Source organism: Actinomycetospora sp. NBRC 106375, from assembly GCF_030269665.1.
In the GTDB taxonomy this organism is placed as follows: Bacteria; Actinomycetota; Actinomycetes; order Mycobacteriales; family Pseudonocardiaceae; genus Actinomycetospora.
In genome coordinates this window covers 76650-99345 of sequence record NZ_BSTS01000007.1, presented here as the reverse complement: position 1 = coordinate 99345, position 22696 = coordinate 76650, and the positions used below count along the sequence as shown (strand labels likewise).

Annotated in this window: 22 protein-coding genes; 7 read left to right on the top strand and 15 right to left on the bottom strand. The window is 74.9% G+C overall.

Annotated features, from left to right (window positions below):
* Positions 1 to 57 precede the first annotated feature (57 nt).
* The 3 genes from QSK03_RS13470 to QSK03_RS13460 all read left to right on the top strand — a co-directional run bounded on the left by QSK03_RS13470 (position 58) and on the right by QSK03_RS13460 (position 2424).
* On the top strand, positions 58 to 432 hold the full coding sequence (locus tag QSK03_RS13470) for an ester cyclase (RefSeq protein WP_285652689.1): 375 nt from the start codon (positions 58 to 60) through the stop codon (positions 430 to 432).
* Between the two features lie 108 nt (positions 433 to 540).
* Entirely contained in the window at positions 541 to 1572 is a 1032-nt protein-coding gene (locus tag QSK03_RS13465) for a hypothetical protein (RefSeq protein WP_285652687.1), read from the top strand.
* 36 nt (positions 1573 to 1608) lie between these two features.
* On the top strand, positions 1609 to 2424 hold the full coding sequence (locus QSK03_RS13460) for a CPBP family intramembrane glutamic endopeptidase (RefSeq protein WP_285652684.1): 816 nt from the start codon (positions 1609 to 1611) through the stop codon (positions 2422 to 2424).
* Between the two features lie 63 nt (positions 2425 to 2487).
* On the opposite strand, the gene QSK03_RS13455 is transcribed toward QSK03_RS13460, so the two are convergent.
* Positions 2488 to 3399, bottom strand: a complete 912-nt coding sequence (locus QSK03_RS13455) for an SDR family NAD(P)-dependent oxidoreductase (RefSeq protein ID WP_285652682.1) — start codon at positions 3397 to 3399, stop codon at positions 2488 to 2490.
* Positions 3400 to 3438: 39 nt separating this feature from the next.
* On the opposite strand from QSK03_RS13455, the gene QSK03_RS13450 reads away from it, so the two are divergent.
* Both QSK03_RS13450 and QSK03_RS13445 read left to right on the top strand, forming a co-directional pair.
* Entirely contained in the window at positions 3439 to 4659 is a 1221-nt protein-coding gene (locus QSK03_RS13450) for an arginine deiminase (RefSeq protein WP_285652679.1), read from the top strand.
* Positions 4660 to 4825: 166 nt separating this feature from the next.
* On the top strand, positions 4826 to 5764 hold the full coding sequence (locus tag QSK03_RS13445; RefSeq protein WP_285653176.1) for a Rieske (2Fe-2S) protein: 939 nt from the start codon (positions 4826 to 4828) through the stop codon (positions 5762 to 5764).
* A 162-nt stretch (positions 5765 to 5926) separates the two neighbouring features.
* On the opposite strand, the gene QSK03_RS13440 is transcribed toward QSK03_RS13445, so the two are convergent.
* Positions 5927 to 6637 carry a class I SAM-dependent methyltransferase gene (locus tag QSK03_RS13440; RefSeq protein ID WP_285653174.1) on the bottom strand — a complete coding sequence of 237 codons (711 nt, stop codon included), beginning with the start codon at positions 6635 to 6637 and terminating at the stop codon, positions 5927 to 5929.
* Positions 6638 to 7149: 512 nt separating this feature from the next.
* Between QSK03_RS13440 and QSK03_RS13435 the strand changes: the two genes are divergently transcribed.
* Together QSK03_RS13435 and QSK03_RS13430 are read left to right on the top strand one after the other, a co-directional pair.
* Positions 7150 to 8532, top strand: a complete 1383-nt coding sequence (locus tag QSK03_RS13435; RefSeq protein ID WP_285652676.1) for a ferredoxin reductase family protein — start codon at positions 7150 to 7152, stop codon at positions 8530 to 8532.
* 28 nt (positions 8533 to 8560) lie between these two features.
* Positions 8561 to 9118 carry a ferritin gene (locus QSK03_RS13430; protein ID WP_285652674.1) on the top strand — a complete coding sequence of 186 codons (558 nt, stop codon included), beginning with the start codon at positions 8561 to 8563 and terminating at the stop codon, positions 9116 to 9118.
* Here the strand turns inward: QSK03_RS13430 and QSK03_RS13425 are convergent.
* The 13 genes from QSK03_RS13425 to QSK03_RS13365 form a co-directional block, all read right to left on the bottom strand.
* Positions 9047 to 10099 carry a DUF4328 domain-containing protein gene (locus QSK03_RS13425; RefSeq protein WP_285652672.1) on the bottom strand — a complete coding sequence of 351 codons (1053 nt, stop codon included), beginning with the start codon at positions 10097 to 10099 and terminating at the stop codon, positions 9047 to 9049. The two genes, QSK03_RS13430 and QSK03_RS13425, sit on opposite strands and share 72 nt — an antisense overlap.
* A 28-nt stretch (positions 10100 to 10127) precedes the next feature.
* Positions 10128 to 10466 carry a rhodanese-like domain-containing protein gene (locus tag QSK03_RS13420; RefSeq protein ID WP_285652669.1) on the bottom strand — a complete coding sequence of 113 codons (339 nt, stop codon included), beginning with the start codon at positions 10464 to 10466 and terminating at the stop codon, positions 10128 to 10130.
* Between the two features lie 90 nt (positions 10467 to 10556).
* The gene (locus tag QSK03_RS13415) at positions 10557 to 12164 is read right to left on the bottom strand and encodes a monocarboxylic acid transporter (RefSeq protein ID WP_285652667.1); all 1608 of its coding nucleotides are present in this window, start codon (positions 12162 to 12164) and stop codon (positions 10557 to 10559) included.
* Positions 12161 to 12523, bottom strand: a complete 363-nt coding sequence (locus QSK03_RS13410; protein WP_285652665.1) for a DUF485 domain-containing protein — start codon at positions 12521 to 12523, stop codon at positions 12161 to 12163. Before QSK03_RS13410 ends, QSK03_RS13415 begins: the two co-directional genes overlap by 4 nt.
* Positions 12524 to 12777: 254 nt before the next feature.
* Entirely contained in the window at positions 12778 to 14514 is a 1737-nt protein-coding gene (locus QSK03_RS13405; RefSeq protein ID WP_285652662.1) for a sodium/solute symporter, read from the bottom strand.
* Positions 14515 to 14521: 7 nt separating this feature from the next.
* The gene (locus tag QSK03_RS13400) at positions 14522 to 15697 is read right to left on the bottom strand and encodes a hypothetical protein (RefSeq protein WP_285652659.1); all 1176 of its coding nucleotides are present in this window, start codon (positions 15695 to 15697) and stop codon (positions 14522 to 14524) included.
* On the bottom strand, positions 15694 to 16551 hold the full coding sequence (locus QSK03_RS13395; RefSeq protein ID WP_285652656.1) for a LytR/AlgR family response regulator transcription factor: 858 nt from the start codon (positions 16549 to 16551) through the stop codon (positions 15694 to 15696). The genes QSK03_RS13400 and QSK03_RS13395 overlap by 4 nt, the downstream gene beginning before the upstream one ends.
* Before the next feature lie 177 nt (positions 16552 to 16728).
* The gene (locus QSK03_RS13390; protein ID WP_285652653.1) at positions 16729 to 17136 is read right to left on the bottom strand and encodes a hypothetical protein; all 408 of its coding nucleotides are present in this window, start codon (positions 17134 to 17136) and stop codon (positions 16729 to 16731) included.
* Positions 17133 to 17894 carry an ESX secretion-associated protein EspG gene (locus QSK03_RS13385; protein WP_285652650.1) on the bottom strand — a complete coding sequence of 254 codons (762 nt, stop codon included), beginning with the start codon at positions 17892 to 17894 and terminating at the stop codon, positions 17133 to 17135. The genes QSK03_RS13390 and QSK03_RS13385 overlap by 4 nt, the downstream gene beginning before the upstream one ends.
* Entirely contained in the window at positions 17891 to 19558 is a 1668-nt protein-coding gene (locus tag QSK03_RS13380) for a hypothetical protein (protein ID WP_285652647.1), read from the bottom strand. The genes QSK03_RS13385 and QSK03_RS13380 overlap by 4 nt, the downstream gene beginning before the upstream one ends.
* Positions 19559 to 19693: 135 nt before the next feature.
* Positions 19694 to 20575: a S49 family peptidase gene (locus QSK03_RS13375; protein WP_502872171.1), complete on the bottom strand. Its 882-nt coding sequence runs from the start codon at positions 20573 to 20575 to the stop codon at positions 19694 to 19696.
* 20 nt (positions 20576 to 20595) lie between these two features.
* The gene (locus QSK03_RS13370; RefSeq protein WP_285652639.1) at positions 20596 to 21798 is read right to left on the bottom strand and encodes a histidine kinase; all 1203 of its coding nucleotides are present in this window, start codon (positions 21796 to 21798) and stop codon (positions 20596 to 20598) included.
* A gap of 4 nt (positions 21799 to 21802) precedes the next feature.
* Complete coding sequence (locus QSK03_RS13365; RefSeq protein ID WP_285652636.1) at positions 21803 to 22696, bottom strand: Fpg/Nei family DNA glycosylase; 894 nt, start codon at positions 22694 to 22696, stop codon at positions 21803 to 21805.

Genomic DNA, 22696 nt, shown 5'->3' with positions numbered 1-22696 from the left:
GCGGTTCAGGACACGTGTCCTATGTTCAGGACAGGTGTCCTGAACCGAGGAGGAGCCGTGACCGTCACGAGCAACAAGGAGCTGGTCCTGCGGATGATCGAGGAGGTGTTCAACGGCGGGCGCCCCGACCGGCTGGGGGCCTACTGGGACCCGGCGATGGTCGGCGAGGCCGAGGGGCTGCACCGCAAGCTGACCGACGCCTTCGGAGACCTCCACGTGGCGGTCGACGACGTCGTCGCCGAGGGCGACCGCGTCGTCGTGCGGCTGACGTTCAGCGGCACCCACGACGGCCCGTTCCACGGCCTGCCGCCCACGGGGCGGGCGGTGCGCTTCGGCGCGATCCGCATCTACCGCGTCGCCGACGGGACGCTCGTCGAGACCTGGGCCCACCAGGACGCGATGGGACTGATGGCCCAGATCCGCGGGACCTGACCCCGGGGGTTCTCCCTCGCCCTGCCGGGGGCCGGCCCCATCGTCGCGCCGCGGGGTCCCGATGACGATCGAGAGGCGATCATCGGCACCGGAGAGCAGGGCGGCGACATGGGCGGATCGACCCTGGAGGTCGTCGGTGTCACCACCGACGGCACCGTGCACCACACCACGCGGCGGGCGGACGGGAGCTGGGCCCCGTTCACCGACCTGACCGCGAGCCACTTCCTCAAGCCCGCGGTCGACGTCGCCTGCGTGGAGCGGCTGAGCTTCCCGTTCATGACCGGCCCGCTCGGCCTGTTCGTCACGGCCTGCTCCGAGACCGAGAGCCCGCGCACGGTCTTCCGGTCGTGGGAGGACGGCGCCTGGGTCGTCACCGAGCTGCCGGTGCGCACCGACCCGCCGTTCGACCCGCAGGTCTTCCCGCCGGGGACCCGCCACCCGAGCGCGGCGATCTCGCTCTCGGCGGCCGGGCCGTCGTACCGGTATGTCCGCCACGTCGCGGCCACCCGGGCCGACGGGCGGGTGTCCGCCTCCCGCGTGCCGGACGCGGACATGTCGGGGAACGCGACGCCGCAGCTCCTGGACTTCCCGGTGGCGGTCCGCGCGACCGCGCTCTACCCCGCGAGCCCGGACGAGATCACCGGCGAGGACCGGGTCGCGCTGCTCCTCGCCGGGGCGGACGGGGTGCTCCACCAGACCCTCGGCAACGCCGACCACTGGCGCGCACCGCGGGTCTTCGACGTCGCCGGGCCCCTGCCGGGCGACGTCGTGGACGTCGCCGTGGCCACGAACGGGCCCTTGCGGACGGCCGTCGTCGTCGTGACCGGCGACGGGCGCCTGCTCGTGACCGCGCTGACCGACGGGGGCGGCTGGGGCCGCTGGGTGGACGCCGAGACGCTGTGGGGGGACGTCGGCACGTTCGCCGCCGCGTCGGCGGCCCTGACCTACGACGGGCCGTCGGGACACGAGCAGCTGCAGATCGTCGGGGTCACCACCGACGGCCGGCTGCTGCACATGCTGATCCGGTCACCGTTCACGACCCTCGCGTCCCTGCCCTGGGCCGGCACGCCGTTCGGCGACGTCGAGGTCAGCGGTGTCGGGCAGGACATCGGCTACGTCACCGCGGCCCGGTGCTGCTGAGGGCGGGCGGTGGGTCGGGCCCCTAGATTGGGCGCGATGACGGCGCGGGAGGTGTGGCGCGACTGGACGCGCCCGCCCCGCCCCGCGGCCGCTCCCCTCGACGCGCGGGAGCGGCGGCTCCTGCGCACCGAGCTGGTCGTCGTCTTCGCGGTCACCCTCGGGCTCTCCGGGGTGCGCAGCCTGATCTCGCTGATCGACGCGCTCGCGGCCCCGGCCGCGCTCGACCAGCAGCAGACGACGATCGACGAGACCCTCGCGCGCAACCCGTGGGCCGACCTCGCCGCCCAGCTCGCGAGCTCGTTCGGGCTCGTCGCCTGGGGCGCGCTGGGCCTCTACCTCCTCGTGCGGGCGGGGGCCGGGCCGCGGACCATCGGGCTCGACGGGACCCGGCCGCGCCGCGACGCCCTCGGCGCCGTCGGCCTGGCCACGCTCATCGGGATCCCGGGCCTCGGGCTCTACCTCGCCGCCCGGGCGCTGGGCCTGAACACCACGGTGATCCCGTCGCAGCTCTCGGCGCACTGGTGGACCTTGCCGGTGCTGGTGATCTCCGCGATCGCCAACGCCTGGGCCGAGGAGGTCCTCGTCGTCGGCTACCTCCTGTACTCGCTGCGGCGCCTCGGGGTCTCCGAGAACCGCGCGCTGGCCGTCTCGGCCGTCCTGCGCGGGTCGTACCACCTCTACCAGGGCTTCGGCGGCGGGCTCGGCAACCTGCTCATGGGCCTCGTGTTCGGGCGGGTGTGGCAGCGCACCGGCCGGCTCTGGCCGCTCGTCGGCGCCCACGCCATCCTCGACGTCGTCGCCTTCGTCGGCTCGTCGCTGCTCGCCGGCGCGCTGCCGTTCCTGCCCGGCTGAGGTGTGTCAGCGAAGTGCCGTCACGGACACTGAGCGTCCGTATCGGTACTTCGATCACCCGGCTCAGCTGATCAGCTTGTGCCGCGAGCGCGCCATCATGTTCTCCGGCGCCGGGTCGATGCCCGCGGCGTCGAACAGCTCCGCCATGCGGTCGGGGATCGCCTCGGGGTCCCAGCGGTGGCCGTCACCGCGGATCTCCGCCACCGACGTGAACGGCTGGTAGAGCTCGACCGAGTCGCCCTGGACGCCGAAGACCTTCCCGCTGATGTGGGACGCGGAGTCCGAGGCGAGGTAGGTGACGAACGGCGCGACGTTGTCGGGGTCGAAGAAGTCGAACTCGCCGCGCTCGAGCATCTGACGCCGGTCCTCGCGGATGTCCGGGGGCAGCAGCGCCTCGGTCATGCGGGTCAGCGCCGACGGCGCGATGGCGTTCGACGTGACGTTGTAGCGGGCCATCTCCATCGCCACGATCGTCGAGAACGCGGCGATCCCGGCCTTCGCGGCGCCGTAGTTGGACTGGCCGAAGTTCCCGAGGATCCCCGACGTCGACGCGGTGTGCACCAGGTGCCCGGGCCGCGAGCTCTCCCGCCAGTAGCGGCAGGCCGCCCGCGTGGGGGCGAAGTGCCCGCGCAGGTGGACGCGGATCACGTCGTCCCACTCCGCGTCCGACATCTTCACCAGCGTCCGGTCGCGCAGGATGCCCGCGTTGTTGACGACGGCGTCGAGCGCGCCGAAGTTCTCCACCGCGGCGGCGACGAGCCCGTCGGCCACGTCGGCGTCGGCGACGTCGCCCGGCACCGAGACGGCGCGACCGCCGGCACCGACGATCTCCTTCGCGACCTCCTCGCCGGCCTCGCCGTCGAACTCGGCGACGATCACGGCCGCCCCCTGCCGCGCGCACTCCAGCGCTTCACCGCGACCGATGCCGCGCCCGGCACCGGTGACGACGACGACCTTGCCCTCGAGGAGTCCCATGGCGCGAACAGTAGATCGAGCGCCCTAGGGTCGCCGACCGTGGAGGACACCGACGGGCCGAGCTCCCTCCCGCACGTGGACTCCGAGGTCGCCGCCCTGCGCACGGTCGTGCTGCACCGGCCCGGCCCGGAGCTCGAGCGCCTGACCCCCCGCAACGCCGACCGCCTGCTCTTCGACGGCATCCCCTGGGTGGAACGGGCACAGACCGAGCACGACGCGTTCGCCGACCTGCTGCGCGCCGAGGGCGTGCGCGTCCTGCTGCTCGCCGACGTGCTGCGGGAGTCGCTGGCGGACCCGGGGGCGCGCGAGGCCGGGATCGCCGACGCGGTCGACGAGCGGACGCTGGGACGCGAGCTGGCGGGGGCGGTGCGGGGCGAGCTCAGCGATCTCGACGACGCCGCGCTGGCGTCGGCCCTCATCGGCGGGCGCACGTTCGCCGAGCTCGCCGTCACCGGCCACTCGCTGGTGCGCGCGATGGCGGGCCCGCACGACTTCGCGGTCGACCCGCTGCCCAACCTCATGTTCACCCGGGACTCGTCGGTGCGGGTGGGTCCGCGCGTCGTGGCGTCCTCGATGGGGATGCCGGCCCGGCGCCGGGAGGCCTCGCTCGTCGCCCTCGCCCAGCGCCACCACCCCGAGCTCGGTGCCGTGGCCCCGACCGCGCCCCGCGACCCGTCGGCGGTCGAGGGCGGCGACGTGCTGCTGCTCGCGCCGGGCGTGCTCGCGATCGGGGTCGGCGAGCGCACCAGCCCGGCGGGCGCCGAGTCGTTCGCGAGGGCGATGTTCGCCGACGACCTCGCCCACACCGTGCTCGTCGTCCCCATCGCGCAGCGCCGGGCGACGATGCACCTCGACACCGTCGCGACGATGGTCGACGTCGACACGATGGTGATCTACCCGGGCGTGCTCGACCGGCTCGAGGCGTGGACGGTGCGCCCGGACGGGCCGTCGGGCCTGCACATCACGGGCCCGGAGCCGTTCCGGCCGGCCGCGGCGCGGGCGATGGGCATCGACGAGCTGCGCGCGGTCGACACCGGGCTGGAGTCGGTGGCCGCCGAGCGCGAGCAGTGGGACGACGGGAACAACACCCTGGCCGTGGCGCCGGGCCGGGTCGTCGCCTACGAGCGCAACGTGACGACCAACGCGCGGCTGGCCGACGCGGGCATCGAGGTGCTGACGATCGCCGGGTTCGAGCTCGGCTCGGGTCGTGGTGGCCCGCGGTGCCTGTCGTGCCCGTGGGAGCGTGCCCCGCTCGGGTGAGGGCGCGCACGTTCGGCGCACGAAGCCGTGCATCCGGCCACAGCCCGCTGCCCTGTCACTGCGTGGCTACGGCACCCGGCCTAGCGTCCGGATCGTGCTCAGGAAGGCGGAACGGCGCGCGCCGGTATCCCCGCTGCGTCGGCTCTCGGGCCGGGAGTGGGCGGCGATGGAGCCCACGTGGCGCGAGGCGAAGGTCGGGGTCATCGACGCCGCCCTGGCGCGCGCGACCGCGCGGCCGTCCGGCAACTGGTACGTCGTCGGCGCGAGCCGCGACGTCCGCGCCGGGACCCCGTTCGGCACGACGGTGGCGGGCGTGGAGCTCGTGCTCTGGCGCTCCCCCGACGGGTCGCTGCACGCCGGTCCCGGGGCGTGCCCCCACCTCGGCGCGGACATGGCGACGGCCGTGCAGTCGGGCTGCGAGCTGATCTGCCGGTGGCACGGGCTCGCGCTCGGTCCGTCGGGCCGTGCCGGCTGGCGCACCCTGCCGACGCACGACGACGGCGCGCTCGTCTGGGTGCGTCTCGACGCCGTCGGCGGCGAGGAGCCCACCGAGACGCCGGTCCTGCCGGTGCGGCCTCCGCTCGACCGCAGCCTCGTGGCCGTCGCCTCGATGGTGGGCACCTGCGAGCCCGCCGACGTCATCGCCAACCGTCTCGACCCCTGGCACGGCGCCTGGTTCCACCCGCACTCGTTCGCCGACCTGCGCGTCGAGCGCGCGCCGTCCCGCGACTCCTCCGACGCCGACGACCACTTCGACCTGCGCGTCGCCTTCCGCGTGTCGAAGAACTGGGGCGTGCCCGTCCGCGCCCGATTCACCTGCCCGGAGCCGCGCACGATCGTCATGCACATCACCGAGGGCGAGGGCGAGGGCAGCGTCGTCGAGACCCACGCGACCCCCCTGGCGCCGCACCCCGACGGGCGGCCGCGGACCGCGGTCGTCGAGGCGACGATCGCCCACTCCCCCCGTCCCGGGTTCGCGCAGGCCCGCCGTGCCGAGGCGCTCGTGCGCCCGGCGATGGAGTGGGCGGCGAAACGCCTCTGGACCGACGACATCGAGTACGCCGAACGCACCTACGCCGTCCGCGCAGCCCGCCGTCGCGGCTGAGGCGTTCGCGCACGGGGTGTGCGAGCGATGCGGCTTTCCTGGCGTGTGACGCCAGGATCGCCACATCCTCGCCGCGGCGACACGCCGCCGGGGTTCGCCGGGCCGAGACGGGGCACGGGGTGTCTCAGCCTGGCGTCCACGCTGAGGTCCGACGTCAGGAAATCACCCAGATCGACGGCCGAGCACCGTGTGGACGATGCCGCGCTGCCAGCCGTCGACCGGACGGGTGTGCACGTCCCGGAGCCCCGAGTCCCGCAGGCGCTGCTCGAGGCGTCCGAGCCCGTCGAAGGCCAGCACGCTGCGCCACAGGTACCGGTACAGCGAGGCATCACCCGTGACCCGCCACCCCAGCGGGATGATCACGGCCCAGCAGACGGCGCTCCACACGGCGCGGGCGTAGGGCGAGTCGGCGACCGAGTACTCGTGCACGGCGATCGGCGCGCCCGGGGCGAGATGCTCCACGAGCACGCCGAGGCCGGCGTCGCGGTCGGGCAGGTTGCGGACGAGGTACGCGGCGAGCAGGCCGTCGAACGGTCCCTCGCCGCCGAGCGCCGCGGTGAGGTCCTCCGCCCGCGCGTGCACGAACCGCACCGTGCCGGGCCAGGACTTCTCGCGGGCGCGGGCCAGCATCTCGACCGAGGCGTCGACGGCGACGATCCGGGCCTCGGGGTAGGTCTCGAGCAGCGCCGCCGTCGAGAGCCCCGTCCCGCACCCGACGTCGAGCAACGTCGCACCCGCGCCGCGGTCGGGGAGCCCGAGACGGCGGGCCGACAGGCGCAGGTGCTCGTGGTAGCCGGGGTTGGCGCCGACGAGGCGGTCGTAGGACGCGGCGTCCTGGTCGAACTGTGCCGACACCCCGGCCGCCGCCGACACCCGGTCGAACCCCGGACCGCGTCCTCGCGCCGAGCGCCAGACCGGCCGGACGAGCGCCGCGGTCCCCGCGGCGAGCGCGAGCACGGCCGGGGTGCGCAGACGGGGGGAGATCACGCGCGGCATCCTGCCCGGTAGAGGGTGGCGCGGCGCGAGATGGGGGATTTCCTGACGCTGGACGTCAGCGTGGACGCCACGCTGACACACCCCGTGCGTCCCCCCGACAGTGCCGGCGTGTCGGGCGAGCGAGCATGTGGCGATCCTGGCGTCAGACGCCAGGAAAGCCGCATCGCTCGAACACCCCGTGTCCGGAGCGCCCTCGCGTCTCGGGCCCACCGCTCGCCGCGGCGCCGCACAGGAACCTGAGAGGTGCCGGGGGCAGACGGAGCACGAATTCGCCCGATCGGGGGTATCCACCGTGCCTGGGCGCGCGGTGAGCGCCCGTCGTCGCGCCACGGACGGGTGGGCTCTCAGACGCGCCGGGGTGCCGATCTCCGCTGCCTACCGTCGCCGCCGTGCCCGACAAGCTGACTCGCGCGCTGTGGACGGCCGTGCTCGCGGCCCTCGTGGTGGTCCCGGTCGTCCTCATGGCCGCCCGGTCCGGCGGCACGTCGGTGGCCGGGATGCTCTCCGTGGGCCTGGGGCTGCTGGCCCTGAGCCTGCTCGTGGTGGTCGTGGTCGTGCCCTCGCGGGTGCGCTCGATGACGCGGGCGTTCGGGGTGGAGAAGGTCATCGGCCTGCACCGCTGGCTGGGCATCCTGGCGATCGTGCTGGTCGGCCTGCACCTCACGGTCGCGATCGCGAAGCACCCGACCCTGCTCAACCCCCTCACCGCCACGACGCCCGCCAAGGCCGGCTGGACGTCCGTCGCCGCCCTGCTGCTCGTCGGGCTGGTCGCGGCACGCGGGCGCCGTCCGGGGGCGCGCTACGAGATCTGGGCGCGGCTGCACGTGCTGCTCGCCGGCGCCGCCCTGCTGCTCGCCGCCCTGCACGTCTGGTGGCTGCAGAACCTCGTCACCGACCCGGTCATGCGCCTCGTGCTGTCCGCGCTGGTGCTCGTGCTGATCGGGGTGCTCGCCCACCGCTGGGTGTGGCGCCCGCTGTTCTCCCGCCAGGGCGCCTACGTCGTCTACGGGGTGCGCCGCGAGAGCCCGACGGTGAGCACGCTGGTGCTCGCGCCGGTGCACCTGCGCCGGGGCGGCCTGCGGTTCGCGCCCGGGCAGTTCGTCTGGCTGCGGCTCAAGCGCGGGGTCGTCGGCACCGAGGAGCACCCGTTCACGATCGCCTCCAGCGCGCGGGTCACGGGTCGGCTCGAGCTGACCGTGCGCGACCAGGGCGACTTCTCCGGGCTCCTCTCGACGCTGCGCACCGGCAGCAAGGTCTGGCTCGACGGCCCGCACGGCTCGTTCACCGCGGAGAGCGCCGAGGGCTCCCCCGGCCTCGTGCTGCTCGCCGGCGGGGTCGGCATCACCCCGATGATGAGCATGCTGCGCACGCTCGCCGACCGCGGCGACCCCCGCACGCACCGCCTCCTGGTCGCCGAGCGCGGCACCGAGCCGCTGTTCGCCGACGAGCTCACCGCCCTCGCCCGCCGGCTCGACCTCCGGGTCACGCGCACCGAGGGCCGTCGCATCGACGCGGCGCTGCTCGCCGAGGTCGTGCCCGTCAGCGAGATCCGCGTGCTCGACTACTTCGTCTGCGGCTCGCCCTCGGTGATCACCGGCTCGCTCGCCGCGCTGGAGCAGCTCGGCGTGCCGCCGGCCCGCGTCCACACCGAGCAGTTCGGCTGGTCGGGTGCCATCCCGGTGTCGGGTCCGTCGGACGGGGGCGGCACGGCGACGGCGCTGCCCGAACCGCGCCGGGGGTCCCGTCACGGGCGACGTTCCGTGCGCACGTGACCCCAGGCCCCTCGCCTACCATCGAGGGATGAGCGCTCCTGGGTCGTCGAAGTTCCACGAACTGCTGCGCGCGCAGATCCGCAACGAGTTCACCGCATCGCAGCAGTACACGGCCGTCGCGGTCTACTGCGACGACGAGGACCTCCCCCAGCTCGCGGCGCACTTCTACGCGCAGGCGCTCGAGGAGCGCAACCACGCCATGGGCATGGTGCAGTACATGCTCGACAACGACCTGCCGGTCACCATCCCGGGCATCGACGACGTGCGCACCGAGTTCGCGGGGCTCGAGGAGGTCGTCGAGCTCGTGCTGCGCCAGGAGCAGACGGTGACCGAGCAGATCGCGACGCTCGCCCGCACCGCCCGGGACGAGGGCGACTACCTCGGCGAGCAGTTCATGCAGTGGTACCTCAAGGAGCAGGTCGAGGAGGTCGCCTCGATGACGACCCTCCTGCGCATCGTGCGCCGCGCCGGCGACAACCTCTTCCACGTCGAGGACTTCGTCGCCCGCGAGATGTCACCCGACGTCGGCGCCGACCCCACGGCTCCGCCCGCCGCAGGCGGCAACGCCGTCCTCGGCGGCGCCTGACCCCGCACCCGGCTCCTCGTCAACGTCCGACGCGGGCTCCCGCCCTACCGCCACCACCGACTCGCGCCCGGCCGGACGCAGCTCCGGGGCGAGCAGTTCGGTGAGGTGGATGACGACGCGGACGGTCGCCCACGCGGCGACCGCGGCGGCCACGTCCACGAGCACGTGCAGCAGCACGGCGTCGGCCATGGCCTGCGTGCTCTGCCCGAGGCCCCGCAGCACGGCGGCGACGCCGAGCACGACACTCGCGTCCCACGCCAGCCACCACCGCATCACCGGGCGGCTCGGGCGCGGCCGGGTGTCGGCGGGCAGGCCCGAGGCCGCGTGCTCGACCTCGGTGAGCGCGGCGCCCGGCATCGTGAGGTTCGGCCCCGGCAGCACCGAGCCGAGCACGACCGCCCAGGTCCGCCGGGCCGGGAGGGTGCCCGAGATCGTGGCCGCGATCTCGCGGGACAGGGCGAGCCACCGCAGGAACAGGGCGCCGGTGGCCAGCGCCGCCACGGGCGCCAGCAGCCCGACGAGGGTGACGAAGGCGTCGGAGAACGCGAGCGGCGCGGGGGACAGCGCGGCGCTGCGGCTCGCGACGAGGAGGCCGTAGCGCCAGGCCTCGGCCACGGCGGCCAGCACCGCGAGCACCGTGGTGACCCGGGCGAGACGCCCGAGCAGCCCGGCGGTGCGGCGCAGCGCCTCGTCGGGTGAGCGCGGGGCGGGGCCGGGCAGCGCGCCCTCGGCACCCGGCGGGGGCGCCGGCATCCAGGTCCGCAGGCTCCAGCGGGGCGTCGTCGCGTAGCGCGGGGGGCCGGCGTAGGGCCGGCGCCGCCGCCGGGGATCGCGTGGACGCAGGGCGTCGGGGGGCAGCGCCACCCACCGGACGCCGGTGAGGACGCGGCCGCAGTGCACGCAGTACCGGGTCGCGCCCGGGCGGGGCGCGCCCGGGGCGTCCGACGGCGGCTGCGGCCGCCCGCACCGCGGACAGGTCACGGGATCGGGGTCACCACCTCAGACCACCTCAGACCACGGCCGCGGGGCCGGGGCCCTCGCTCGTCATCGGGCGCCCCTCGGCCTCCCAGGCCAGCATCCCGCCGCTGACGTTGACCACCTCGTGGCCGCGCTGGGCGAGGAACGCCGTGACCTGGGCCGAGCGTCCGCCGACCTTGCACACCACGGCCAGCGGCCCCGCCGGGACCTCGTCGAGACGCGCGGTGAGCTGGGACATCGGCAGGTGGACGGCCTCGGGCGCGTGTCCTGCGACCCACTCGTCGTCCTCGCGCACGTCCAGCAGCGTCGACCCGGCCGGGATCTCGCCGGGGACGACCGAGGGCAGTCCTGGGTGGCTCACGACCTCCATCCCACCACGCCGGCCTGCCCCGGACAGCACGGAGCCCGCCTCCCCGGAGGAGAGACGGGCTCCAGCGGTGCAGGGTTCGGCGCAGCGACGTCAGTGGCTCGTCGCACCCTCCGAGCCGGCGCCGGTCATCGAGCGCACCTCCATCTCGGCGTAGCTGACCTCGCTCGCCGGATCACGCGATCCCACGTAGGTACCGATCACGCCGAGGATGAACGACGCCGGGATCGACACGATGCCGGGATTCGACAGCGGGAAGAACGCGAAGTCGACGTCCGCGCCCAGCATCGACGTCTCGCTGCCGGAGACGGCCGGCGAGAAGATGATCAACAAGAGGCAGATCACGAGCCCGCCGTAGATGCTGAACAACGAGCCGGTCGTGTTGAACCGCTTCCAGAACAGCGAGTAGAGCAGGGTGGGGAGGTTCGCCGACGCCGCGATGGCGAACGCCAGCGCCACGAGGAAGGCGACGTTCTGTCCGAGGGCGAGGATGCCTCCCACGATCGCCAGCGCACCGATCACCAGGGCGGTGCGGCGCGCGACCTTGACCTCCATGCCGGGCTCGGGCTTGCCTTCCTTCATGACGTTCGCGTACAGGTCGTGCGCGAACGAGGCCGAGGCGGTGATCGTCAGCCCGGCCACGACCGCGAGGATGGTCGCGAAGGCCACCGCGGCGATGATGCCGAGCAGGAACGTGCCGCCGACCGCGTAGGCCAGCAGCGGGGCCGCGGCGTTCTCCTTGCCGGGCGCCCGGGAGATCGCCTCGGCGCCTCCCTGCACCAGCGCCGGGGCCCCGTACCCGACGACCAGCGTGAACAGGTAGAAGATCCCGATGATCCAGATGGCCCACTGCACCGAGCGGCGGGCCTCCTTGGCGTTCGGGACCGTGTAGAAGCGCATGAGGATGTGCGGCAGGCCGGCCGTACCGAGGACCAGCGCGAGCGCCAGCGAGACGAAGTCGAGGGGCTTCTTCCCGTACTGGTTGCCGGCGTTGATGAGCTCCTTGGAACTGTTGGCGTCGGCCGCGCCGAACAGTGCCGACAGGTTGAAGCCGAAGACGCCGAGCACCCACACGGTGATGACCGCGGTCCCGATGACCAGCAGGGTCGCCTTGATGATCTGGACCCACGTGGTGCCGCGCATGCCGCCGTAGAGCACATAGACGATCATGACGGCGCCGACGATCGCGATGACCAGCGACTTGCCGACGTTGCTGTTGACGCCGAGCAGCAGGGCGACCAGTCCGCCCGCTCCCGCCATCTGCGCGAGCAGGTAGAACAGCGAGACCACCAGCGTGGAGACGGCCGCCGCCGCACGGACCGGGCGCTGACGCATGCGGAAGGCCAGGACGTCGCCCATGGTGTAGCGACCGGTGTTGCGCAGCAGCTCGGCCACCAGCAGGAGCGCCGTGAGCCAGGCGACGAGGAAGCCGATCGAATAGAGGAAGCCGTCGTAGCCGTTCACGGCGATGGCGCCGGCGATGCCCAGGAACGACGCGGCCGAGAGGTAGTCGCCCGAGATCGCGATGCCGTTCTGGGGACCGGTGAACGCGTGACCGGCGGTGTAGTAGTCCGACGCGCTGCTCGGCCCGCGGCTGACCCGGTAGACGATCACCAGGGTGACGACGACGAACAGGACGAAGATGGCGATGTTGACGGCCGGCGTCCCGATCTCGGGAGCCGGCGCGGCAGCGGTCGTCACAGCTTCTCCTCCACCTGGCGACGGAGGCGCTCGGCCTCGGGATCGAGATGCTTGTCTGCGAAGCGGACGTAGATGGTCGCGATGGCGAAGGTGGAGACGAACTGGAGCAGGCCCATGATCAGCCCCACCGTGATGTTCGAGTCGCCGATCCGCGTGTTCATGAAGTCCCTGGCGTAGGCGGCCAGCAGGACGTACACCAGGAACCACGCGAGGAACACCGCGCTCATGGTGAAGATGAACCGGCGCCACCGGCCGCGGAGGGCCGCGAACTCCGGCGAGCTCTGGACCTCCTGGTACGGGGTCGGTGTCGCAGTGGCCGGCGAGCCGGGCCCGCTCGGCGTGTCGTCGGTGGCGCTCACGAGGTCTCCGCGGGTTTGTCCGTCGCTGTCACGATCGGGGCGAACCTTAATCTGCCGGGCATCACACTCATTGCTCCTTTCGTGTGACTACTCACAGCAATCTCACGTCGAACGACACAGCGGGTCCGCGCCCATCATGTGACCGACATCCGGTTTGCCCGGATCATCACGACGCGTGAGCGCTGGACACGCAGCGTCGCCGGGACATTACGGGACGGCACACCCTCGACGAGGGCGGGCCGGGGGTGAGTCGCTCAGGACGATGAGCGCGTGCCGCGCCGGGCGTCGCCCAGGCCGAGACGCTCGGGCGCGTGCAGGCGCAGCAGCGTGCGCCCGGTGTTGGTGGGGACGCGCTGCGGCGTCGACCGGCTCACCAGCACCATGACCAGGAACGTCAGGGGGACGGTGACGAGCGCGGGCCGCGCGAGCAGGACCCCGACCCAGCCGCCCGGGGCCACCCCGGCGAGGGTCGATCCGACCGCGAGCGTCGCCAGGCCGCCCCCGACGAGCATGCCCACGACGGCGCCCCGGTCGGTGAGGCCCTTCCACCAGATGCCGAGCACGAGCAGGGGACAGAACGTCGACGCGGCGAGAGCGAAGGCCAGGGAGACGGTCAGCGAGAAGTCGAGACGCGTGGCGCCGAGGGCCGCCACGATCGGCACCGCGCCGCCCACGTGGGCGGCGATCCGGAAGTCACCCAATCGGCGGGGCAGCAGGTCGGTGGAGAGCACGCCGGCCACGGAGAGCAACAGACCGGACGAGGTCGAGAGGAACGCGGCGAACGCCCCGGCCGCGACGAGGGCCGCGAGGGCGATCCCGGTCCACCCCGGCAGGGCCGCCGTCGGGATCAGGAGGACCGCCGCGTCGGTCTGTCCGGTGACCAGCAACTGGGGTACGTAGAACCGCGACAGGGCCCCGAGCAGCACCGGCAGCAGGTAGAACCCGCCGAGCATCGCGAGCACCACGACGGTGGTGCGGCGCGCGGCCCGCCCGTCGGGGTTCGTGTAGAAGCGCACGAGCACGTGCGGCAGACCCATCGTGCCCAGCAGCAGCGCCAGGACGAGCGAGTAGGTCGCGAGCAGTGAGTGCCCCTCGCCCCTGCCGGTCAGCGGCGCCGACCACGAGGCCTGGTCGGGGTCGGCGTCGGAGACCACGGGCACGGACGCCCCCGCGGGGAAGCGCAGGGTCGTGCCGGTGTCGACGCGGTGCGGGCCGGGCGCCCACGAGACCTGCCCGTTGATCCTCGTCCCGTCCACCTCGCCCCGCACGCCGACCTCGACCGGCGCGCCGACCTGCAGCGTCACCGGCGTGCTGACGTCGACGGTGGTGGCGTCGGTGAACACCGGCGGGGCGGGCGCGGCGTCGCGCGTGGGGCCCAGGACGAACACCCCGAGCACCACCAGGGCGGGGACCGCGAGCGCGGTGAGCTTGAGCCAGTACTGGAAGGCCTGGACGAACGTCATCGAGCGCATCCCGCCGAAGGTGACGCTCGCGGTGACGACGAGACCGACCGCGACGACGCCGACCCAGGTCGGCGCCGTGGTCAGCACGGTCAGCGCGAGCCCGGCGGCCTGCAGCTGCGGGAGGAGGTAGAGCCAGCCGATGAGCACGACGAACCAGGTGGTGACGGTGCGCAGGAGCGTCGAGTCGAGCCGGACCTCGGCGAAGTCGGGCACCGTGTACGCGCCCGAGCGCCGCAGCGGGGCGGCGACGAAGAACAGCAGCGCGAGGTAGCCCGCGGTGAAGCCCACCGGGTACCAGAGCCCGTCGACCCCGTCCTTGAGGACGATCCCCGCGATCCCCAGGAACGACGCCGCGGAGAGGTACTGCCCGGAGATGGCCGCCGCGTTCGCCCGGGTGCCCACGGTGCGCGACGCGGCCAGGAAGTCGTCCGTGGTGCGGGCGACCCGCACGCCCAGCGAGCCGATGACGATCGTGACGACACCGACAAGCACGATCGCGACCAGCGCGACGATCCCCGCGATGCCCACTGCCTGCTCAGTCCTCGACGTTGTCGGCGAAGTCGAGCTCGTTGCTCTCCGCGGTGCGGGTGTACAGCCAGGCCAGGGCCAGCATGAACGGGTAGGGCAGCACACCCAGCACGAGCCAGGGCAATGTCACCCCGGCGATCTCGACCGTGCCCGCCCGCGGCAGGACGAGGAACAGGACCGGCAGCGCGCCCAGCACGAACACGGCGACCAGGCCCAGGCGCAGGCCGAGCGCGAGCTGCGCGCGCAAGAGGTTGCGCAGCAGCAGCTCGCCGGTCTCGGTCTGCTGCTCGATCTCGGCGACGGTGCGCACCGCCCGCGTCGGCACGCGGCGCTCGGCGAGCACCACCCGCACGCGGTCGGACTGGCCCTGGGCGGTGTCCGCGAGCGGCGGGACGACCACGCCGGGCCCGGTGTGCAGCGCGGTGCTCGTGGTCCCGTGGAGGTCCGGCACGGACGCACCGCCCGCGCCGGCCCGACCGTCCTCGGCGCCGGCCGTCAGCGGCATCGGCCCGATCCCGCCGGGGCCGGTGACCGGTGTCGCCGCGAACTGCTCGGTCTCGGCGTCGGGCGCGGCGTGGCGGGGGCGGTAGCCCGAGGGCGGGGTGTGGACCGCGGCGCCGACGCGCTCGGGCCGCGCGTGCCGTCCGTGTCGCCGCGCCACTCCCGGCGGCGGCTGCCCGGCGGAGGGGAAGGTCGGCGGCACCGGCCGGCGGGGCGGCTCGGGCGCACCGGAGGGCGCTCCGCCGGCGGCCGGGTCGGCCGCGCCGTCGGGCGGGGCGCTCGTCAGGAGGCCCGCGGTCGGGCCGGTGGCCGCGTTCATGGGGCTCGGCGGCGTGGGGACCCCGACGCCCGCCCGCGGGGACCGCGACGGCCGCGAGCGCCGGACCGTCCCGGTGTCGGGACCGGCGCCCGGCCAGGAGCCGTCGCCGTCCCCGCCGGGGGGGACGAGGTCGGGCGCGCTCCCCGAAGCGCGGGTCGGCTCGGGGGCGGCGCCGTCCGCGCCGTCGGCGGGCTCCGAACCCTCGGTGCCGTCGGTGTCGTCGGTGCCGACCGGTCCGTCGGGGACCGGGCGCAGCGTGTCGGCGACGGCCGGCGCGGCGGTGTCCCCGTCGGAGGAGCTGTCCGTCCCGGCGGCCCCCGGGACGGGGCCCGAGGCCCGCGCCGGACCGCCGGGGGAGGTCATCGTCGGCCCCAGGCCTGTTTCGTCGACCGGACGAGACGGTCCTTCAGCTCCCGGGTGTGCCGGCGGCTGACGGGCAGCTCCGCGACGTCGCCGCCGGTGCCCAGGCGCACGACGTAGCCGGACCCGGCGAGGCGCAGTTCGGTGATCAGCGGCAGCGCGACGAGGTACGAGCGGTGGATGCGCACGAACCCGGCGTCCGACCACCGCTCCTCGAGCACCGAGAGCGGGATGCGCACGAGGTGGCTGCCCTCGGTGGTGTGCAGGCGCGCGTAGTCGCCCTGCGCCTCCACCCAGCGCACCGTCGAGCGCTGCACCAGCTTGGTGGTGCCCGCGAGCTCGACGGGAATCACCTCGTCGTCGCTCTCCTCGTCGGTGGCGGGCTCCACCGGGACGGTGGTGCCGCGCGAGGACAGGATGCGCGACAGCGACGCGTACAGGCGCTCGGGACGCAGCGGCTTGAGCAGGTAGTCGACCGCGCCGACGTCGAAGGCCTCCACCGCGCGGTCGTCGTGCGCGGTGACGAACACGACCGACGGCGGGATGACGTAGCGGGAGAGCACGTTCGCGAGCTCCAGGCCGTCGAGACCCGGCATGCGGATGTCGAGGAAGAGCACGTCGACGTCCGACTGCTTGGCGGGCGCCGGCAGCCCGGTGGGCGGCGTGCCCCCCGAGAAGCCGCCGAGGTCCACCCGGTCGCCGCCGGTCAGGATCCGCAGCGCGGAGATCGAGTCGGAGGCCCGCAGCACGGTACCCACCCGCTGGTCCTGCTCCAGCAGATAGGCGAGCTCCATGAGCGCCGGTTCTTCGTCGTCGACGGCGAGTACTACGAGGCCGTCGTTCTCACTCGTGTTCACTGCCACGCCATCCTGCCCAGCCGGGGTTCGCACGTCCACGATAGGACCCGATCGGCTCGCCACCCTGCCGTGCCCCTCGGTGTGTGCACGGCGTGGCGCGGATCGCTCGGGGTGTCGCCGGGGCGGATCACTCGATCGGGGGGTCGGCGCTGCTCCGGGCGAGGTCGGAGCGGGGGCTCACGGGGTCGTCGGACCCGGGTCGGCGCCCGGTTCCGCCCGGTAGGTCGCGGCGGCTCCGGCATCCGTGTGCTCCCACGCGGCGGCACTCTCGCGCACGACGCGGCGCAGCTCGCCGAGCTCGTCGGCGAGCGCCCGGGCCGCCGGCACCGTGTCGGACGTCACGAGCTCGCGGTACCAGGCGGCGATGGCCGCGTTGTCCTCCCCCGAGCCGACGGCCAGCGACTCGGCGCCCAGGCCGTCGAGCGCCGCCTGCGCCTCCGCGACGCCGTCGGAGAGCGCGTCGACCTTGCCGGCGAAGGCCCGCGCCTCGTCGGGCCGCATCGCGGCCTCGCCACCACCACCGCCACTGGCGCCGCCACCGGCACCGTCACCGGCCGGAGGCCCGGACCCCGGCGATGCGCTCATGCGGTGCTCCTTCCCGGCGGACGCGGCACGACCGCGTCGGCCAGCACGGTACGGACGTCGGCCAGCAGCTGTCCGCCGGTTGCCGGAACCAGCAGCGCCGGTCGCGGCACCTGCGTCGGGGGCGCGGGCGGGCGCAGGACGTGTCGCCCGCGCGGCCCGTCGAGCCAGCACACCGGGGCGGCGACCCGGCGCGGCGTGCCGTCGCGGCGGTCGGCGACCCCCACCTGGGTGACCGTGGTGACGGTCGCGAGCAGGTCCTCGGCGACGTCGCGGGCGCGTGCCGCGCGCCGGGTGGCGGGGAGGTCGGCCGGGACCGTGCCGTCCGGGACGGGCACGGCGGGCCCCGCACCGGGCGGGACGGCGGGGACGAGGGCGAAGACGGCCTCGGCCAGCCCGTCCGGCGCGCACGGCGTCACCCGCACCGGCGCGGCCGCGTGCTCGAGCGAGTCGAGCACGGCCGCGGTCCTCCCGTCGGTCAGCGCCACGGCCGCGCGCGGGTCGGCCGGGTCGCGCCGGACGAGGTCGACGGCGAGCACCCAGCCGGCCGCGGCCTGCCCGGCGTCGAGCAGCATCCGCGCCGGTGCGGGGGCGAGCAGGCCGCGGGCGCGCAGGGCCTGCTCGGTGGCGTGGCGGTGGCGCCGGACCTCCTCGTCGGTCTCGGCTGACCAGTGCACGGGGCGCAGCGGGTAGGGCCACCCCGCGCCGCACTGCTCGAGGACCCAGAGCAGCTCGTGGCGCTCGAGCACGACACCGGTCATCCGCCACCCGGATCGTGGCTGTCCTGCTCCCCGATCACCGGGGGCGTGACGAGACGGCGGTCGTCCGGGTCGTCGGCGGGGTCGCGCCAGGGGTCGGCGTCGACGAGGTACTCGGGGTGGCGCACGCCCGACGGACCCGGCCCCGCGGCGGGGGTGCCGGCCGGGGTGCCGCCGACCGGCGGCACGAGCGGCACGTCGCCGCCCGGGTGCGCGGGACCGGCCGGGGTGCCGACGCCGGGGCCCAGGGTGTGTCCGGACGACGCGGGCGACGGCCCGGCGGGGCCCGCTGCGTCGACCGGCGCGCCGCCCCCGAGCGCGGGTGCGGTGCCGGGCCGCGAGGAGTCGCCCGTGTCCGGGGACGCCGACCCCGTGGCATCGGTCCCGCCGGGCCCGCCCGTCCCCCTGGCCTCGGCGGTCTCCCCGGTCTCACCGGTCTCACCGCGGCCACCGGTCCCGCCCGTGGCCGGCCCGCCGGACCGTCCGCGACGGTCGTCCCGCGGGTCGTGGGGCGCGGCGCTGCCGCGGACCGGGCCGCCGACGAGGCGGCCGGCGGCCGTCGGAGCGGGGGGCGTGACCGGGGCCCCGGGTCCGCGGGACGCCGCGCCGGCGGCACCGCGCGGGCCGACCGGGCCCGGCCTCGACGGACCCGTCGGACCCGTCGGACCCGTCGGACCCGTCGGACCCGTCGGACCCGTCGGACCCGCGGAGCCGCCCGGGCCCCGGGCTGCCGCACCGGACCCCGGGGGCACGCCACCGGGACCGGCGGGACCACTCCCTGGACCGACCCCGCCACCCGGTCCCCCGCCGAGCAGCCGCGAGACGAAGCGGCCCATCGCGCCGGGCCGCGCCCCCGGATCGCCCGCACCCGCCGGACGGGCACCACCGGGACCGCCGGGTCCGGCACCGCCGCGCCCCGCCGGGCCCGACCCGGCGCCCGGCGGCAGCGTGCCGGCGCGCCCGGCGGGCACCCCTGGCGTGGCCGCCGGTCCGGCCGCGCGGGCGAGCACCCCACCGCGCGGCCCGGCCCCGACCTCCGGACCGGCCGCGGTCGCGGGAAGGCCGGTGCGGGCGACGGGTGACTCCGGGGCGGCGCCGACCGTCGCCCGTCCCGCGAGCCCGTCGACCGCCGACGGGGCCCGGCGCGCGGCCTGCCCGGTCTCGGCGAGGTAGGCCCGGTACGCCTCCTGGGCGGACCGCTCCTCGGCCTGCGCGGCCTGGAAGGTCCCGAAGCCGTCGGGGGGTCCCCCACCGGCGAGGGCGCCCGCGAGGCCGGGCGTCGCGGGCGAGGCACCCAGCACCGGTAACGCCGGCGGGCGCGGCGGCCCGACGAGCGACTGGACGCGCGCGAGGGCGTCACGCACCCCTTGCAGGCTTCCGGCCTGGCCGGTGACGGCGTCCCCGAGCCGGCTCATCCGGGCGATGAGCGTGCGCACGTGCGAGGCGGCGGCGTCGGCGTCCCGGCCCCGCCAGGACGCGCCGAGCTGCCCGTGGGCGCGCTCCAGGCGCTGCGCGGCGGCCCGGAGCTCCTCGCCGCGCGCGGCGTGCCGCTGCCGCGCCGAGTCGAGCGCGGCGGGGTCGGCGCCGTCGTGGATCCAGCGGTGGATCAGCTCGTGGCTGAGCGCCGACGTGTCACGCCCGCCCCACGGGACGCCGGGGACCGGCACGGTCCACCACCTCCCGACACGACCGGGGGACGCCCTGACCCCGGGAGCCTAGGTCCGACCGGGCGAGGTGGCGAGGACGATCGGGCGTTCTCGCTGCGGCACGGAGCACTGCGGAGCTGACGCGCCGAAGGCGCTCTACAGCCCGAAACGGCTCCACAGCGACCGGTGCTCGACCCACTCCAGCGCCGCGCCGATCGGGTCGGTCAGGGTGGCGGCGGGGACGCTCGCCGGGCCCAGGACGCCCCCGATCCCGAGGCGGGCCAGCAGCGGGCGGCGGGGCTCGACGGTCACCGGCTCGGCGTCGGGGAAGCGACGGGCCAGGACGTCGCGGGCCGTGCCGAGGTCGTCGACCAGCCCGAGCTCCTTGGCCCGCCGTCCGGTCCAGACCTCGCCGGTGAACAGGTCCGCGTCCTCCGCGAGCGTCGTCCCGCGCCGCGAGCGCACCCACTCGATGAACAGCTCGTGCAGCTCGCCCTGCATGCCGAGCAGCCACTCGACGTCCTCGGTCTTCTCGGGCTGGAACGGGTCGAGCCGCGCCTTGTTCGCCCCCGCGGTGTGCAGGCGGCGCTCGATGCCGTAGCGCTCGATGAGCCCGGTGAGGCCGAACCCGCCCGACACGACGCCGATCGAGCCGACGAGCGAGGTCGGGTGCGCGTAGATCTCGTCGGCGGCGCAGGCGAGCCAGTACCCGCCCGAGGCCGCCACGTCCTCGCAGAACGCCAGCACCGGTACCTCGTGCTCCTGGGCGAGGCCCCGGATGCGGTCGGCGACGAGCGCGGACTGCGTGGCCGACCCGCCCGGCGAGTTGATCGCCAGGGCCACCGCCTGGACCCGGTCGGCCGTGAAGGCGCGGCGCAGGGCGTCCTCGACCGCGGTGATGTTGATGACGGCGCGCGGCACCGGGCCGGTCGTCGCGGCGATCACGCCCTGGAGCCGCACCACGCTGATCGTGGGGGAGCCGGTCGCCGCCGCGAGGGGACCGGGCAGGACCGAGGACAGGGCCGAGCCGAACCGCAGGTTCATGAGCTCGAGGCTAGTCAGACCCGGACACCGGCGCGGAACTTGGGCACGCGCAGGATGATCTTCGTGCCGGCGCCGCGCTCGGTCTCCACGATGAGCCCGTAGTCCGGCCCGAACGCCGAGCGCATGCGGTCGTCGACGTTGCCGAGGCCCACGTGCGCGCCCGAGAGGTGCGCGTCGCGGTTCTCCTCCTTGAGCGCCTTCGGGTCCATGCCGACGCCGTCGTCCTCGACGATGATCGTGCACTCGGCGCCGGAGTCCTCGGCGGTCAGCGTGACGGTGCCGCCGCCGGGCTTGCCCGACAGGCCGTGGCGCACCGCGTTCTCGACCAGCGGCTGCAGCGCGAGGAACGGCAGCACCACCGACAGCACCTCGGGCGCGACCTGGACCTTCACCGTGAGCCGGTTGCCGAACCGGGCGTGCTCGAGGGCCAGGTAGCGGTCGATGTTCTTGAGCTCGTCGGCGAGCGTCGTGTACTCGCCGGCCTGCCGGAAGGAGTAGCGGGTGAAGTCCGCGAACTCCATGAGCAGCTCGCGGGCGCGCTCGGGGTCGGTGCGGATGAACGAGGCGACGGTGTTGAGCGCGTTGTAGATGAAGTGCGGCGAGATCTGCGCGCGCAGCGCCCGGACCTCGGCGCGGTTGAGGCGGGCGCGGGACTCGTCGAGGTCGGCGAGCTCGAGCTGGCTCGAGACGTAGCGGGCGACCTCGGCCGAGGCCCGCAGGAGCACGGGTCCCGGGGTCTCCGCGCTGACCGCGGCCAGCGTGCCGGCCACGTTGCCGTCGACCTCGAGGGGGACGACGACGATGCCGCGCACCGGGCAGTCCTGCGAGCCGCACTCGATGTCCTTGCGGCTGGCCACCTGCTGGCGGCCGGTGCGCATGACCTTCTCGGCGTACTGGCGCACGTCGAGGCTGTGGTGCTCGGCCTCGCCGTCCCAGGCCAGCGGCACGCAGTCGGAGCCGGTCATCGACAGCGCCTCGGTGTCCAGCAGCGTCCGCAGGTAGGGCACGGCGAACTGCGCCGACCCCTCCGAGAGCCCCTCGCGCAGCGCGGGCGCCGCCAGCGACACCGTGTGCAGCGTCGAGAACGTCGCCCGCTCCAGGGGCGAGGCGAACTGGTTGCGCCGCTTCACCCGCCGGTAGACCAGCACGGCGACGACCAGCGCGACGACCACCGCCACGGCGGCGATCAGGCGCACGTCGGTCAACCAGCTGGGCACGGCCCTATTTGACCAGACGGGAGAGGCGGCGGTCCGCCAGCGCGCGGCCCTGTGTCTGGCAGGTGGGGCAGTACTGGAAGGACCGTTCGGCGTACGAGACCTCGCGGACCGTGTCGCCGCAGACCGGACACGGCAGCCCGGTGCGCGCGTGGACACGCATCCCGGAGCGCTTCTCGCCCTTGAGACGCGCGGCGTCCTGCCCCACCGCGCGCTCGACGGCCTCCGAGAGCACGCCGACCATCGCGGCGTGGAGGCGGTCGACGGCCTCGGCGTCGAGCTTGCCCGCGGCGGCGAACGGCGAGAGCTTCGCGACGTGGAGGATCTCGTCGGAGTAGGCGTTGCCGATGCCGGCGAGCACCTGCTGGTCGACGATCAGCGTCTTGAGCCGCTCGGTGCGCCCCGCGAGCAGCTCGCCGAACTCCGTGCGGGAGATCGTCAGCGCGTCCGGGCCGAGCTTCGCCACCCCCGGGACCTGCTGCGGGTCGTCCACGAGGTAGACCGCGAGCCGCTTCTGCGTGCCGGCCTCGGTGAGGTCGAAGCCCGGGCCGCCCACGGTCTCGAGGTGCACGCGGAACTCGAGCGGGCCCTTGCCGGGCTTCGGCGGGGTGGCCGACGCCTGGTCGTGCCAGCGCAGCCAGCCCGCCCGCGACAGGTGGATGACGAGATGGAGCGGGGTCGATGGTCCAGCTCCGCTTCGCTGCGTGTCCTCGAGCTCCACGTCCAGGAACTTCCCGTGCCGCGACGCCCCGGTGACGAGCCGCCCGACCAGCGCGGACACGGGCGGGTCGAACGTCTTGAGCACGGTCATGCTCGCGAGGTCGACGCGCGCCACGGGCCGGGCGAGCGCGTGGGTGCGCAGGTGCTCGGCGAGGGCCTCGACCTCGGGCAGCTCGGGCAC

Coding starts and splice junctions, on each gene's coding strand:
- QSK03_RS13420 (WP_285652669.1), bottom strand. CDS start 10,466: ATGGAGGTCGTGAGCCACCCAGGACTGCCCTCGGTCGTCCCCGGCGAG.
- QSK03_RS13430 (WP_285652674.1), top strand. CDS start 8,561: ATGAGCGCTCCTGGGTCGTCGAAGTTCCACGAACTGCTGCGCGCGCAG.
- QSK03_RS13460 (WP_285652684.1), top strand. CDS start 1,609: ATGACGGCGCGGGAGGTGTGGCGCGACTGGACGCGCCCGCCCCGCCCC.
- QSK03_RS13455 (WP_285652682.1), bottom strand. CDS start 3,399: ATGGGACTCCTCGAGGGCAAGGTCGTCGTCGTCACCGGTGCCGGGCGC.
- QSK03_RS13400 (WP_285652659.1), bottom strand. CDS start 15,697: ATGACCTCCCCCGGCGGTCCGGCGCGGGCCTCGGGCCCCGTCCCGGGG.
- QSK03_RS13385 (WP_285652650.1), bottom strand. CDS start 17,894: ATGACCGGTGTCGTGCTCGAGCGCCACGAGCTGCTCTGGGTCCTCGAG.
- QSK03_RS13465 (WP_285652687.1), top strand. CDS start 541: ATGGGCGGATCGACCCTGGAGGTCGTCGGTGTCACCACCGACGGCACC.
- QSK03_RS13390 (WP_285652653.1), bottom strand. CDS start 17,136: ATGAGCGCATCGCCGGGGTCCGGGCCTCCGGCCGGTGACGGTGCCGGT.
- QSK03_RS13445 (WP_285653176.1), top strand. CDS start 4,826: ATGGAGCCCACGTGGCGCGAGGCGAAGGTCGGGGTCATCGACGCCGCC.